Annotated in this window: 13 protein-coding genes and 1 pseudogene; 8 read left to right on the forward strand and 6 right to left on the reverse strand. The window is 71.2% G+C overall.

The window, feature by feature from the left end; genetic code table 11:
• Positions 1–224 precede the first annotated feature (224 nt).
• Complete coding sequence (locus NDW01_RS18130) at positions 225–677, reverse strand: iron chaperone (protein WP_252822015.1); 453 nt, start codon at positions 675–677, stop codon at positions 225–227.
• Between the two features lie 211 nt (positions 678–888).
• On the opposite strand from NDW01_RS18130, the gene NDW01_RS18135 reads away from it, so the two are divergent.
• From NDW01_RS18135 to NDW01_RS18145, 3 genes are all read left to right on the forward strand, one after another.
• Positions 889–1,863 carry an LLM class flavin-dependent oxidoreductase gene (locus NDW01_RS18135; protein WP_252822016.1) on the forward strand — a complete coding sequence of 325 codons (975 nt, stop codon included), beginning with the start codon at positions 889–891 and terminating at the stop codon, positions 1,861–1,863.
• Positions 1,860–3,077 (forward strand): maleylpyruvate isomerase family mycothiol-dependent enzyme, encoded by a 1,218-nt coding sequence (locus tag NDW01_RS18140; RefSeq protein ID WP_252822018.1) that lies wholly within the window; start codon positions 1,860–1,862, stop codon positions 3,075–3,077. Before NDW01_RS18135 ends, NDW01_RS18140 begins: the two co-directional genes overlap by 4 nt.
• 223 nt (positions 3,078–3,300) lie before the next feature.
• Entirely contained in the window at positions 3,301–4,491 is a 1,191-nt protein-coding gene (locus NDW01_RS18145; RefSeq protein WP_252822020.1) for an AAA family ATPase, read from the forward strand.
• Positions 4,492–5,132: 641 nt separating this feature from the next.
• On the opposite strand, the gene NDW01_RS18150 is transcribed toward NDW01_RS18145, so the two are convergent.
• Positions 5,133–6,089 carry an NADP-dependent oxidoreductase gene (locus NDW01_RS18150; protein WP_252822022.1) on the reverse strand — a complete coding sequence of 319 codons (957 nt, stop codon included), beginning with the start codon at positions 6,087–6,089 and terminating at the stop codon, positions 5,133–5,135.
• A 52-nt stretch (positions 6,090–6,141) separates the two neighbouring features.
• The gene (locus tag NDW01_RS18155) at positions 6,142–6,594 is read right to left on the reverse strand and encodes an SDR family NAD(P)-dependent oxidoreductase (protein ID WP_252822024.1); all 453 of its coding nucleotides are present in this window, start codon (positions 6,592–6,594) and stop codon (positions 6,142–6,144) included.
• A 100-nt stretch (positions 6,595–6,694) separates the two neighbouring features.
• On the opposite strand from NDW01_RS18155, the gene NDW01_RS18160 reads away from it, so the two are divergent.
• The 4 genes and pseudogenes from NDW01_RS18160 (at position 6,695) to NDW01_RS44345 (ending at position 9,890) form a co-directional block, all read left to right on the forward strand.
• Positions 6,695–7,618: an NADP-dependent oxidoreductase gene (locus NDW01_RS18160; RefSeq protein ID WP_252822026.1), complete on the forward strand. Its 924-nt coding sequence runs from the start codon at positions 6,695–6,697 to the stop codon at positions 7,616–7,618.
• Positions 7,619–7,665: 47 nt separating this feature from the next.
• Positions 7,666–8,190 carry a nuclear transport factor 2 family protein gene (locus NDW01_RS18165; RefSeq protein WP_252822028.1) on the forward strand — a complete coding sequence of 175 codons (525 nt, stop codon included), beginning with the start codon at positions 7,666–7,668 and terminating at the stop codon, positions 8,188–8,190.
• A gap of 9 nt (positions 8,191–8,199) precedes the next feature.
• Complete coding sequence (locus NDW01_RS18170) at positions 8,200–8,805, forward strand: TetR family transcriptional regulator (RefSeq protein ID WP_252822029.1); 606 nt, start codon at positions 8,200–8,202, stop codon at positions 8,803–8,805.
• A gap of 141 nt (positions 8,806–8,946) precedes the next feature.
• A pseudogene (locus NDW01_RS44345) lies at positions 8,947–9,890 on the forward strand (GlxA family transcriptional regulator).
• On the opposite strand, the gene NDW01_RS18185 reads toward NDW01_RS44345, so the two are convergent.
• From NDW01_RS18185 to NDW01_RS18195, 3 genes are all read right to left on the reverse strand, one after another.
• Positions 9,851–11,032 carry an FAD-dependent monooxygenase gene (locus NDW01_RS18185; protein ID WP_252822030.1) on the reverse strand — a complete coding sequence of 394 codons (1,182 nt, stop codon included), beginning with the start codon at positions 11,030–11,032 and terminating at the stop codon, positions 9,851–9,853. The pseudogene NDW01_RS44345 and the gene NDW01_RS18185 overlap by 40 nt on opposite strands.
• Before the next feature lie 202 nt (positions 11,033–11,234).
• Positions 11,235–12,044, reverse strand: coding sequence for a MauE/DoxX family redox-associated membrane protein (locus tag NDW01_RS18190; RefSeq protein WP_252822031.1), 810 nt, complete (start codon positions 12,042–12,044; stop codon positions 11,235–11,237).
• Positions 12,044–12,877 carry a septal ring lytic transglycosylase RlpA family protein gene (locus NDW01_RS18195; protein WP_252822032.1) on the reverse strand — a complete coding sequence of 278 codons (834 nt, stop codon included), beginning with the start codon at positions 12,875–12,877 and terminating at the stop codon, positions 12,044–12,046. The genes NDW01_RS18190 and NDW01_RS18195 overlap by 1 nt, the downstream gene beginning before the upstream one ends.
• Before the next feature lie 360 nt (positions 12,878–13,237).
• Here NDW01_RS18195 and NDW01_RS18200 point away from each other — a divergent pair, with 360 nt between their 5' ends.
• Positions 13,238–13,756: a SigE family RNA polymerase sigma factor gene (locus tag NDW01_RS18200; RefSeq protein ID WP_406567729.1), complete on the forward strand. Its 519-nt coding sequence runs from the start codon at positions 13,238–13,240 to the stop codon at positions 13,754–13,756.
• Positions 13,757–13,765 lie beyond the last annotated feature (9 nt).

The following is a 13,765-nucleotide window of genomic DNA, read 5'->3' on the forward strand; positions in this document are numbered from 1 at the left end:
GGAGGAGAAGTTTCTTCGCCTAGTAGACGGCCTTGAATTCGCTGCCGGTAGGGGCGCCGCCGGTTTGGTCAAGTCGCTGACCATCTGTCGCGCTTCGTCAGGGTTTGCGTCGAAGTCGCCGTTCTCTAAGGGCGAGCGCTCGGCCTGACGCTTCCCGGACGCGGCGACGTCGCCTTCCGGCCTGGTCGTCCAGGCCGGAAGGCGATGCGAGAGCCGAGGGCGTGTCAGCTCACCGACTGCTTCACGAGCTCGGCGATCCGCGCCTCCACCTCGGGGGTGATCTCGGCCAGGGCGAATGCGACCGGCCACATCGTTCCGTCGTCCAGCTTGGCCACGTCGCTGAACCCCAGCGTCGCGTAGCGCGTCTTGAACTTCTTCGCGGGCTGGAAGTGGCAGACGACCTTGCCGTCCAGTGCGTAGGCGGGCATCCCGTACCACAGCGTCGGCGCGAGAGCCGGAGCGCTGGCCGTGATGACGGCATGCACACGCTCGGCCATGACCCGGTCCGCGTCCTCCATTTCGGCGATCTTCGCCAGCATGTCGCGAAGCGCCTCCGCCGCCTTTTCCGCCTTCGAAGTGCGTCGCGCCGACTTCTTCATCTCCTGAGCGTGGTCCTTCATCGCGGCCCGCTCCTCGGCCGTGAACCCCTCGTACGCTTTGTCGGCGGCGTTGCTCATGGTTGATCTCTCTCTTGCGGATCGCTTGGTGTTCGAGGTTTTGAGAGATGGTCTTACGCCCATCCGGTGAACCCCCGTGACGAACAGACTAGAAGCAGCGCCGGAACGCGCGCTTCTCGATTCCTGATCATCTAGGCGCCTGGCGTGCCGTGCGGTTCAGGGCATGCATACAGACTGTACGTACAGGCTGCATGTATGTATGGTGTGCGGCGTGATCGACATCGGTGTTCTTCTCCCCACCCGGGAAGCCGCGATCGGCGGCGACCGGGACGTGACACGACTGATCGACTTCGCGCGGCGCGCGGAGGACCTGGGCTTCGCGTCCGTGTGGGCCGGTGACTCGCTGACCGCGCGACCCCGCGTGGAGCCGCTCACCCTCCTGTCCGCCGTCGCCGCCGCGATCTCCACCGTGGGCGTCGGAACGGCGGCGCTGACCGGCGCGCTCCGGCAGCCGCTGCTCGCCGCGCACGCGATCACGACCCTCGACCTCGTCAGCGAAGGCCGGCTGACGCTGGGCCTCGGCGCGGGCTTCCCGTACCCGCAGACGGCGGCGGAGTTCGCCGCGGCCGGGGTGCCGTTCACCGAGCGGCTCGGCCGCCTGCTGGAGACCGTACGGCTGTGGCGGTCGCTGTGGAGCATCGACCGGCCGGACACGTTCGACGGCCGCTACTGGCGTTTCGAGGATCTCGCCGGCCTTCCGGCGCCGGCGCGGCCGGGCGGACCGCCGCTCTGGCTGGCCGGTGCCGGACCGAAGGCGGTCGACCGGGTCGGGCGGCTCTTCGACGGCTGGCTGCCCTACCTTCCCGATCCGGTGGAGTACGGCCGGCAGCGTACGGAGATCGACGCTGTCGCCGCCGCGGCCGGACGCGCGCCCGGGGCGGTCACGCCCGCGCTGTACGTGACCGTGCTCCCGCAGCGTGATCCGGACCGGGCGCGGGCGGAGCTGGAGACCTATGTCCGGGGCTACTACGGCTCCTCGCTGGACGACATGGCGCGGCTGCAGGCCTTCGTCGCGGGCACTCCGGACGAGTGCGCCGAGCGCCTGACGGCGTACGCGGACGCGGGGGCGCGGCGGTTCGTCATCCGGATCGGCGCCCTGGACGCCCTGCCCCACCTGGAGACCGTCGCCCGGATCGCGGAGGCCGTACGGGCGGAGACGCGGGCCGTCGCCGGGGACGTCCGATGAGGCGGGCGGAGGTCGTGGCGGGTCTGGCGGGGGAGTACGCGAGGTTCGCCGCGCTGATCGACGGGCTGTCGCCGGAGGAATGGCGCACGGCGACCCGGTGTACGGGCTGGGAGGTCCGCGACGTCGCCGGTCACGTCGTCGGGAACGCCGTCGACTCCGTGCGCGGGGTGATCGGCTCGCGTACGCCCGACGACCAGGCGCGGGAGTTCCGGGACTCCGATCCGGCGGATCTCGCCGCCCGGTTGCGCGAGGCCGCCGCCCGGCTCATCCCGTTCCTGGAGGCGCTCGACGACGCCGCCTGGGAACGGCCGAGCCCGCAGCCGCATCGGTCGCTCGGCAACGGCGTCCACACGCTCTGGTACGACGCGTTCGTGCACGGCGATGACATCCGGGCCGCGCTCGGGCGGCCCGGTGAACGCGGACCCGGCCTGCTCGCGAGCGTCCGGTGGCTGCGCGACGAGCTCGAGCGGCTGGGGCGGGGCCCGGTCCGGCTGGTCCTCGACGGGGCCGGTGAGTACGCGGTCGGCGCCGGCGGTCCCGTGCTGCGGGGCGATCCCCTGCGGTTCGTGCTGGGTGGCGACCGGACGGGCGGATCCGGGGGAGTTCAGGACGGACGCGACCATCAACGTGCACCTACGATGACCCTCATGAGTCTCAAGGTGGAACAGGGCGAGGCGACGCGGGCGGCACTGGTCGACGCCGCCATCGCCCTGTTCACCGACAGGGGCTTCGCCGAGACGTCGACGACGGAGATCGTGCGGCGCGCCGGCGTGACGCGCGGCGCGCTCTACCACCATTTCGCCGACAAGGAGGAGCTGTTCCGCGCGGCGCACGCGGCGATCGAGAAGGACATCTACCAGCGCGCTCGTACGGCCGCCGAGACGGCGGAGGGCGACGCGGTCGAGCGGTTGAAGGCGGGCCTCGACTCGTTCCTCGGCTCGTGTCTCGAACCCGCCGTCCGGCGCATCGTGCTGATCGAGGGTCCGCTGGTGCTCGGCTGGGAGCGTTCGCTCGACTTCGACAACCCGTACTGCTCGCGTCGGCTGCTGCGGGCCTCCGTACGCGAACTGCGTCGGGATGAGGCGCCGGAGCCGCTCGCCCACCTGCTGTTCGGCGCGCTCTGGCAGGCGGGTCTGGTCATCGCGGCGGCGCCGGACAAGCGCGCGGAGATGGCCGGTTCGCTCCATCGCATGATCGATACTTTGTTCGACTGATAGCGGGCGTTCCGCTGACGGGGCCGCTCGGGTGCGCTACCGTTGCAGAACTTCGAACACAGGTTCGACATTCTGTATGCGCACGTCTGAGGAGGCGGGGCCGGTGGCGATCCTCACCGCTCCGAGCGCGACGCGGTGCCGGCCGCATCGGCGCGCGACACGCCGTAGCACTTTCTACGGAAATCTACGGCCGCAGCTATATCCGCTCATAGAGTCCGAGAGCGTGGACCCCGTGCGCAATCCGTACGCCCCCGGCGCGGGGCAGCGGCCTCCAGAGCTCACCGGCCGCGACCGCGAGCTGCGGCAGTTCGAGGTGGTTCTCGAACGCGTCGCGCACGGCCGCCCCGAGCGCAGCATGATCCTGACCGGCCTGCGCGGCGTGGGCAAGACCGTGCTGCTCAACACGTTCCGGTCGATGGCGATCCAGCGGCTGTGGGGGACGGGCAAGATCGAGGCCCGCCCCGACCAGTCGATCCGCCGTCCCGTGGCCTCCGCCCTGCACATGGCCGTGCGCGAGCTGGCGCCCCGGCACCGCGCGCCCGACCGTATCGAGGGGTTCCTCGGCGTGCTGAAGGCGTTCGCGCAGGCCGAGACCGAGCCGGTCAAGGGCAAGACCGCCCCGCGCCGGTGGAACCCGGGCATCGACGTGCCCGCCGCGCGCGGCCGGGCCGACTCCGGCGACCTGGAGATCGACCTGACCGAGCTGTTCGTCGACGCGGCCTCGGTCGCCACCGACCTCGGGGTGGGCATCGCGCTGTTCGTCGACGAGATGCAGGACATCCCGGCCGACGACGTGTCGGCGCTGTGCGCGGCCTGCCACGAGCTGTCCCAGAGCGGCGGCCCGCTCATCGTCGTCGGCGCCGGGCTGCCGCACCTGCCCGCGGTGCTGTCGGCGAGCAAGTCCTACTCCGAGCGCCTTTTCCGGTACGCCCGCATCGACCGGCTCGACCGGTCCGCCGCCGACCTGGCGCTGCTCGCCCCGGCCGAGCGGGAGGGCGTGACCTTCACCCCGGACGCCCTCGACGCGCTCTACCAGGCGGCCGACGGCTACCCCTACTTCGTCCAGGCGTACGGCAAGGTCGCCTGGGACATCGCGCCCGAGACCCCGATCAGCGCGGACGACATCAAGGTCGCGGCCCCGGAGGCGGAGGGAGAGCTGGCGGTCGGCTTCTTCGGCAGCCGGTACGAGCGGGCCACGCCGGCCGAGCGCGACTACATGCGGGCCATGGCGTCGCTGGGCGACGACCCGGTGCCGACCTCCACCGTGGCCGAGGAGCTGGGCCGTAAGCCGTCCAGCCTCTCGCCGGCCCGCGACGGCCTGATCAAGAAGGGGCTGATCTACAGCGCGGAGCGTGGCCTGGTCGCCTTCACGGTGCCACACTTCGGGCATTTCCTCAGGTCGCAGCCGGTCTGACGTCGTATATCGGTCTCTTGCGAGAGCGCTAGAGAGGCGTAGAGCGCCCGATCGAGCGTCGAGCGGAATCTACGCCTTTCTAGCTGTGGCATTAGAGAGCCCTAGAAAAAGATCGAGAGGACCGCGTCGAGTGCTCTCTAGGGCTTTCTAGGGATTCTGGCAGAGTCCGCTATACGCCCGCAGAGAGCAGGTCGGTGGTGCGCAGGACGTGGGCGAACCGGCCGTGGTGCAGGCTGGCTGGCGATCGGCCGGGTAGCGCGAGGCAACGTCGCGCAGGTCGGCGACCAGCGAGGCCCGGTGGTCCTCCGGGGAGGGGTGCCGGACCCGGCCGGGGTCGTTGCGGACGGCGCGCCAAACGAGATTCGGACTCCGGAGATCAACGCCAGTCGCGGGACGGGCCAGCCGCGGTCGACCAGTATCGCGATCATCTGCTCATCCGTGGCCGAGCTACTCCACGCGGCTGCTGGGTCCTGCTCGACGATCCGCTCGCTCGTCATAGTGGCGCATCTCCTCAAGATCAAGATCCCCCGTCATATGTACTCACTCAAAGGGGTAGCCCGACCACCGCTTATGCGCCGAAGCCGTTTTGCGATACGGACCCCAGCCGGAGCAGTCCGGCCGAGCCGGCTCCGCCCCCGCCATCAGCCCACTCGGATCACGGTTTTGCCGCGGGCTCCGCCCTGTCTGGCCGCCTGAACGGCCTCGGGCGCCTCGGTGAGACTGACTTCCCGGTCGATGGGAACGACGAGGCCGCCCGCCGCTAGGCGTTCGCCGACCCAGCGGAGGCGGGCGGGTTTGTCGTCGAGCAGATAGTTGGTGGCGGTGACCCGGCTCTGGGCGGCGAGTTCGCCGGTCACGCCGCCGGCGACGGACACGACCTTGCCGCCGTCGCGTACGTGACGCGCGGCGATGTCGACGCCTTCCGGGTCTCCGACGAGGTCGAGCACGCCGTCGAGGCCCTCCGGATCCGTGGTCCTCAGGGCGTCGCCGATCGCCTGCGTGGCGTAGTCGATGGTCTTCGTGGCACCGAGGAGCCGGATGCGATCGGCGGCGTCGGCGCGGGTGGTAGCGGTGACGCTCAGGGCGGCCTGCGCCGCCAGCTGCATGGCGAGTACGCCGACTCCGCCGGTGGCGCCGAGGATGAGCAGACTGTCTCCCGGCCGCAGATCGAGAAGCTCCAGTGCACCGTACGCGGTCATACCGGCGGTCGGGACCGCAGCGGCCACGCGCGGGTCGACGCCGTCGGGGATGGTCTGTACCGCCCCGAACGACGGACGTTCCGCGATCGTCAAGCGTTCGGCGTACGTTCCGTACTGCAGAACGTCACCCCAGAACTGGCCGAAGACCAGGTCGCCGACGGCGAAGTGGGTGGCCCCGTCGCCCAGAGCCTCGACCCGGCCGACCCCGTCGAAGCCGAGGATCAGGGGGAAACGATTCTTCGCGAGCCCGGTGAGGGCGCCGGTCGAGGCGGCCCAGTCGACCGGGTTGATCGAGGCGTACCGGACAGCGACGAGGATCTCGCCCGGGCCGGGTCGAGGGTCGGCCAGATCGACGAGTCGTGGCGACTCCACGAAACTGGTGACGACGACTGCTTTCATCTTCGAATCCTTCGCAAGGGAGTCGATGGATCGGGCTGGGAAGCGCGGCGGCTCAGAGCCCCGCCGGCGGCCGGACGCTGATGACCGTCCCGGACAGGTGATTCACGGTCTCGCTGCACAGGAAGGCCACGAGACCGATGAGGTCGTCGGGCTGGCCGAGCCGTCCGCCGGGGTAGCCGGCCGAGACGCGCTGGACGTGTTCCTCACCGACGCTGCTGCGCATGCCCGGTGTCAGGGTCAGGCCCGGTGCGATGGCGACGGTGCGGATGCCGTCGTCCCGGTGTTCCTGGTGGACGACGTTGTTGAGGATGTTGACGGCGGCCTTCGTACCGCCGTACGGGGCCATGCCCGGTCCCGCCTGGGTTCCGATGGCGCTGGTCAGGTAGACGATGCGGCCGCCACCGTCGCGGAGCAGCCGGGGCAGGTAGTACTTCGTCGTGAGGAAGCAGCTCACGACGTTCGATCGCCAGACGCGTTCCAGCGTGGCGAGGCCGGTGTCCAGCACGCGCGACAGCCGCCGATATCCATTCCAACAACGTCGTTGCTGGAACTGTATTCGGGAATCGGCCTGGAGGCAACAACATCGTTGTTGCTATGGTCGACCCATGCGTTCCGTGATCATCACTCGTCCCGGCGACCCGTCCGTGCTGGAGATCGCCGAGCGGCCGAAACCGCAACCCGGCCCCCACCAGGTGGTCATCCGTACGGCCGCCGCCACCGTCAACCCGACCGACGTCCTGCTGCGGGAGCAGGGAGGCGGCGAGCTCCCACCGCCGTGGACACCCGGCACGGAGGTGGCCGGGACAGTCGAGGCGGTGGGCGAAGGCGCCGACTTTCAGCCGGGCGAGCGCGTCTTCGCCGCGGTATACCCCCGCCGGCCGGAGGGAGGCGCTCAGGCGGAGTTGGTGCTGGCCCCGGCGGCGTCGGTCGTGCGTACCCCGGACGGTGTCCCGGACGTCGAGGCGGCCACGATCCCGATGAACGGCCTCACCGTCCTGCAGGCGCTGCGCCGCCTGAACCTTCCGCCCGGCGCGACGCTGGGCGTGATCGGCTCCGCCGGCGCCGTCGGGCAGTACGCCGTCCAGCTCGGCGTCCATGCCGGGTTGCGGGTCCTGGCCGACGCCAAACCCGGCGAGGAGGAGCTCGTCCGCGGTTTCGGTGCCCACGAGGTGATTCCCCGCTCGGACAACCCGGGCGCCGCGTTCCGGGCCGTGGTGCCGGACGGTGTGGACGGATTGATCGACGCTGCCGTCCTCGACGCGGCCGCGCTCGCGCCGATCCGCGACGGGGGTGCGCTGGCGACCCTCCGGTTCTGGACCGGCCCGACCGAACGCGGCATTCGCATCGAGCCGATCCTGGTCCTCGACGACATGGAACGGACCGAGAGTTTGCAAGAACTCGCCGACCACCTCCGCACCGGCCGCCTCACCACGCGGATCGCGGACACCTACCCGGTTGACCGCGTCCAAGAGGCGCACCGCCGGCTGGCCGCAGGAGGAGTCCGCGGCCGATTGGTCCTGGTCTTCTGACCAGCGTCGCCGACACAGAGCGCACATCTCGAACGGAAAGGAAAGCAATGATCGTTCGCAATGCCACAGTCGCCGACGACCGCGAAGGCATCGAGGACGCGGTCTATCGTTTCGTCGAGGGGATCGACAAGCGCGACGCCGAGCTGCTGGCCTCTGCCTTCACCGACGACATCGTCTTCGACCTAGGCGGGCTCGACGCGTCCGTGGGTACCTTCGAGCCCTACGAAGGCCGCGACTACGTCGTCGAGATGCTGATGAACCATGTTGGCGAGCTCGACTCGATGCATGCCGTTACCAACATCCGCGTCGAGATCGACGGCGACCGGGCCCATCTGACGTGCTACCTCATCGGGCAGCATCACCGACCGGGTGAGGGAGCCTCGGCGGACTACGGCGATCACCTGTGGCTGGGCAACTTCTTCGACACCCACCTCGTACGCGACCACGAGCACGTCTGGCGGATCCAGCGCCACCGCGTCGACGCGTCGTGGGCCAACGGAAACGTGGCAGCGACGCGCCTGCCGGCGGGACCGGACTCCGCTGTCGACCGTCGCGGCGCTGCCTTGAACTAAGCTTTGGTGGTGCCGCGGACTTCGGAAGATATCCCGACCCGACTGAAACGGGCCGCCGTCGAGCTGTTCGCCGCCGGTGGCCCCGACGCCACGACCGTCGATGAGATCGCCCGGTCGGCCGGGGTCAACCGCGAGCGTGTCTACGCCTACTTCGGGGGAAAAGACGGCCTCTTCGCCACCGTGCTCGGCGACGAACTGCTCGCGATCGCGGAGGCCGTCACCCTCGACACGGCGGGGATCGTGGACATCGGCGCGTTCGCGGGCAGGCTGTTCGACTACCACACGAGTAACCCTCGACTGCACCGGCTTCTGCAGTGGGAAGCCCTGCACTTCGGCGACCGCCCGGTGCCCGACGAGGCCGAACGGCGCAAGCACTACCAGGACAAGGTCGACGTCATCGCGCAGGCCCAGCTCGAGGGCACGCTCAACGACGAGATACCCCCTGGCGACCTGCTGTTCCTCCTCATCACCATCGCGGCCTGGTGGTCGGCCGTCCCGCAGATCACCCGGATGACCGAGCGAGGCTCCACGACCGCCGAGGAAGCCCTCAACCGCCGTCGCGCCAGCGCCGTCCGTGCCGCCGAACTACTGGCCCTCAAACACCCGAACCAATAAGGAGCCGAAGCAGCGACAGGGCTGGTACGCGGCCTGCCGACGGACCGGGATGATCGAGACGGGAGGCCGGTCCGGACCGGCAGCACCGGGCGCGGTCGGTAGCCTGCCGCGATTGCGCGACGCTGCCCGACCGGCGAATCCATCGGCGTCGTTGTCTGCGACGGCATCCGCTCCTTCGACTACGGCGTGATCACCGAAGTGTGGGGCGTCTCCCGCCCCGGCTGCCCGGACTTCGCGCTGTGGCGCTGCGGCGAGGGCCCCGTCGTGCTCGACCACGGCCTCACCCTCGCCCCCGACCGGGGCCTGGACGCGCTCACCGCGTGCGACCTGGTCGTCGTGCCGGGCCGGGTCGACGCCCTCGCGTCCGTGTCCCCGGCCGTCCTCCGCGCGCTGCGCGCCGCGCATGAGGCGAAGGTGCCGATCGCGTCGCTGTGCGCCGGGGCGTTCGTGCTGGGCGCCGCCGGACTGCTCGACGGCCGCCGGACCGTCACCCACTGGGCGCTGACCGGCGCGCTCGCCGAGCGCCACCCCGCCGCCCGCGTCCAGCCCGACGTGCTGTTCACCGAGGACGGCGGCGTCTGGACCTCGGCGGGCACGGCGGCGGGCATCGACCTGTGCCTCCACCTCGTACGCCGGGCCCACGGCGCGGCCGTCGCCAACACCATCGCCCGCCGCATGGTCACCGCCGCGCACCGGGAGGGCGGCCAGGCGCAGTTCGTCGAGCGCCCGGTCCCCGCCCCGGCCGCCGCGCAGTCCGCGGTCGCCGACACCCTGGACTGGGCCCGCCACCACCTGGCCGAGCCGCTGTCCGTGGCGGACCTGGCGAGACGGTCGGGCACGGCTCCGCGGACGTTCGCCCGGCACTTCACGCAGCTGACCGGCACCACGCCCGCGCACTGGCTGATCCGGCAGCGCGTGCCGAGGCGCAGCGGCTGCTGGAGACCACCGACCTGGCGGTCGAGCAGGTGGCGGTCCGCACCGGGTTCGGCACCGCCACCCTGCTCCGCCGCCACTTCGCTCGCGTCGTCGGTGTCCCGCCCACGAGTTACCGCCGGACGTTCGCCGGGTCCCCGGCCGGCGCGTAGTCCTTCAGCGTGAGCGAGTCGACCACCTCCGTGAGGCGCGCGATGTCGTCGTCCGGGACCGCGGCATCGCCGGACGCCTCCAGGCGGTCCCGGTCGACCAGCGCGAGCGCCTGATTCCTGGCGACGAAGTCCCGCAGCTCCGCCTCGTACGCCGCGAACCCGGCCTCGTGGTCGCCGCCGGCCGCCGCCAGCTCCCCCGCCAGGACGTACGCGCCGATGAGCGCCATGCTCGTCCCCTGACCCGACATCGGCGACCCGCAGTAGCCGGCGTCGCCCAGCAGCACGACCCGGCCGCGCGCCCAGCGGTCCATGTGGATCTGGGCCATGGCGTCGAAGTGGAAGTCCGGCGCGTCCCCCATGTACTTCAGCGCGGTGGGGAAGACCCACACGTCGCCGACGCGGTCGGCCAGCAGCCGCTTCTGCGCCTCGATGTCCCGGTAGTCGTAGTCCAGCGGCTCCTCGGACGCGAACCCGACGTACACCCGCACCTCGGTGTTGCCGCGGGCGGTCATCACGCCACCGCCGACGCCGTCCTCCATGCAGAAGGACTGCCAGCGGTCGAGCCCGAGGAAGTTCGGCGCGGTGTAGACCCCGACGTACATCCCGAGGTGCTGGATGAAGTCCGTCTCGGGGCCGAAGACCAGCCTGCGGACGTTCGAGTGCAGCCCGTCGGCGCCCACGACCAGGTCGTACGTCCGCGCGACGCCGCTCTCGAACGTGACGTGCGCGCCCTCCTCGTCCTGGGCGATCGCGGCGATCGAGTCGTCGAAGAGGTACTTCACCCGGTCTCCCACCGCCTCCCGCAGCAGACCGACCAGGTCGTCCCGCATGATCTCGACGTCGGGACCGTCGAGTGCGCCCCCGCTGAACGTCCGCTCGGTGCTGGAGTACAGCTCCTTGCCGGACCCGTCGACCATCGACGAGCCGCGCATGTCCGTCTTGAGCCGGCGCAGGTCCGCCAGGATGCCCATCCGCTCGGCGACGGTCAGCGCCGTGCCGCGTACGTCGATCGCCTGACCGCCGGGCCGGGGCTCGGCCGCCCGCTCCACGACGGTCACGTCGAAGCCGTGCCGCTCCAGCCAGTACGCCTGCGCCAGACCCGCGATGCCGGCGCCGGAGACGAGAACGCGCGTGTTCCGCATGAGAGGACTCCCTGAGACTCGGATCAGACGCGGCGTTCCCGCGCCTGATCCGACTCTCACGCCCGGCGCGCACCGCGGGCTGACGGCCTGCTGGCAGCGCGCGCCGAACCGGTGTCAGCGCACCGTCAGCGTGTCCCCCGGCGGGCCGGTGCCGGGGTGTCGTCCAGCGTGTTCCCCGGCGGGCCGGTGCCGGGGGGCGTCGTCAGCGCCCCCCGACGGGACTGTGCACGCGCTGCGGTCCGGAGTCGTCGTCCTGGCGGTCCCACCCCGAGTCCCACGCCAGCCCGGCGCGTACGGCCGCCGGTCCCCCGTCGACCGGGACGGCGAACACCACCTCGACCGGCCGGCCGTCGACCTCGCCGGGGTAGACGAGGTAACGGTGGCAGAGCTCACGCCACACGTCGGTGGGCTCGGCCGAGGTGAGGGACCCCGCGTGCTCGCGCCACGCGGGGCTCGGCCGCAGGGTCGCGTACGTCGCGTCGAGGGGGACCTCGCGCAGCTCGCACGGGACCGGATGCAGCCTGCGCTCGACCGCGGCCGCCAGCTCAGGGGACAGCGCGAGGAACGCCAGGCACTCCACGGCCAGCAGCGCCGCGGACCGGCCGTCCGCCGAGGCGAGGATCCGCGCGCCGGTACGGGGGACGCCGGCCGCCAGGATGGCCGCCCCGGTCAGCACCCCCGCCCGTACGACGCTCAGACGGCGCGCGGGCTCCGTGCTGAACCGGCCGAAACAGCCGCACGCCTCATCGGACCCGTGCCGTACGAGGTCGGCCACCACGGACGTGGCGGTCGCGAAGAACACCACGCTCGCCAGCCGCACCACGAACAGCGAGGTCGTCAGCAGCAGGACGCCGAGCAACGCCTCGCCGGCCGCGAGGGCCAGGACGGAGACGCCTCCCCCGTACCGGGTCGGGACGGGTGTACGGCCCTGGGGGAGCGCCTTGCCGGCCGCCGCGGCCAGGAGCACGGCGGCCAGGAACGGAATCTGCACCTCGCGGAAGAGCTCGGTCATCATTGATCCACTCGTACCGTGACGTTGAAGCATCCGGCGTCCAGGTCGCCGCCCAGATCGACGAAGGCACTCCTCGACAGCTCGACCACCCGTCCGCGCGGTGACGTCCCGCACCGTACGCAGCGGTCGCAGAAGCGCGCCGCCAGGCAACCGCACTCGATGACGGGCACGGACGCCTCCTGGCCGGTGCACTCGTTGCGGACCCGCACGACGCTGCCCAGCGAGAGGTACGGCAGCCGGGTCACCGGGCCGGTGCCGCAGCCACCGCCGTCGCCGTACGGGTCCAGGGCCGGGTATGCCGCGCCGCGCACGCCGTCGGGATGGTCGAACCAGGTCGCCGTGCCGTGCAGGACCCGTACGGACCCGGCGGACCCGGCGGACCCGCGCGAGGCCGGCTCGATCGCGTGCGGAGCGGGCTGGGGCGAGGTGTGCGCGGGCCGCAGCCCGAGGACCTCATGGCCCCGCCGGACGCCGATGACGTCCAGCAGCGCACCCGGCTCCAGCCGCGGATGGCGCACCTGCACGCGGCGCAGCGCCTGGGCCGGCACGGTCACGGCGAGCCGTCCGCGATGCGGCCCCGCGTCGACCTCGAACACGTCGCCGGCGCGCTTGGTGATCACACCGGTGACCCGTGCGATGTCGACCCAGATCTGCTCCGCGGCCAGCCCTCCGGCCGCCGCCGGGCGCACCACGGCGTACCGTCCGGGGCGCAGCGCCGCGAGCTCGGCGCGGCCGTCGTACCAGATGGAGACGGTCGCCGACATGGGCAGCCGCACCTCGGAGCCGTCCGCGAGGGCGAGCGTGAGAACGTGCGGACTGGCATCGGCGATCACCCCTTCCAGCGCGCGCCGTGGCCAATGGTCTTCTCTTTCCGGATAACGCGGCGCGTCGCCCGACACCGCCGCCCGGAGCCTGCGTCGGCGGTGCATTAAATCGCGGGAAGGCAGCATGGGGGAAGCTCCGAACATCGGTGACAGTGCTCATGGCCGTTGCGACGGGAAGTCGCACGTCAAGCCTTACCCCGCGCGTTCCTTCTGTCGACTCCTTTGTCCAAATCGGCCAAAGATGCCGATAGGTATACGTGACAGTTTTTCATGATTGATGTGCGGCGCGTTGGCCGAAACATGAGGCGCGAGTTGATCCATAATTACGGTCCGCGTGCGATCGTCGGCATCGTCGGTACGAACTCCAGCATGCCGGGCGGTCCCGTGGGAACTGCGTCGCACGATGAGTTCCGTGACTTCGTCGCGGCACGGCGTCCCACGCTCCTGCGCGCCGCCCTCCTGCTCACCGCCGACCGTACCGAGGCCGAGGACCTCCTGCAGGCCGCCCTGGCCAGGACGTACCTCGCCTGGGACCGGATCAGGGACCGCTCCGCCCTCGACGGCTACGTCCGCCGCGCGATGGTGAACATCAACATCTCCTGGTGGCGGCGGCGCCGGCTGGAGGAGTACCCGACCGACGAGATGCCCGACACGCCCGTCGCCGACCACACCGGCCGCAGCGAACTGCGCGACGCCCTCGAACGCCTGCTGGACCGCCTGCCCGCCCGCCAGCGCGCGTACATCGTGCTGCGCTACTTCGACGACCTCACCGAGGCCGAGATCGCCGAAGCCCTCGGCGTCAGCGTCGGAACGGTCAAGAGCACCGTCTCCCGCGCCATGGCCAAACTCCGCGAGGACGCCGAGGAGGAGTTCGCCGTCCTGGACTGAGCGCGGATT

It is taken from the genome of Actinoallomurus soli, assembly GCF_024055715.1.
Taxonomy (GTDB): domain Bacteria; phylum Actinomycetota; class Actinomycetes; order Streptosporangiales; family Streptosporangiaceae; genus Actinoallomurus; species Actinoallomurus soli.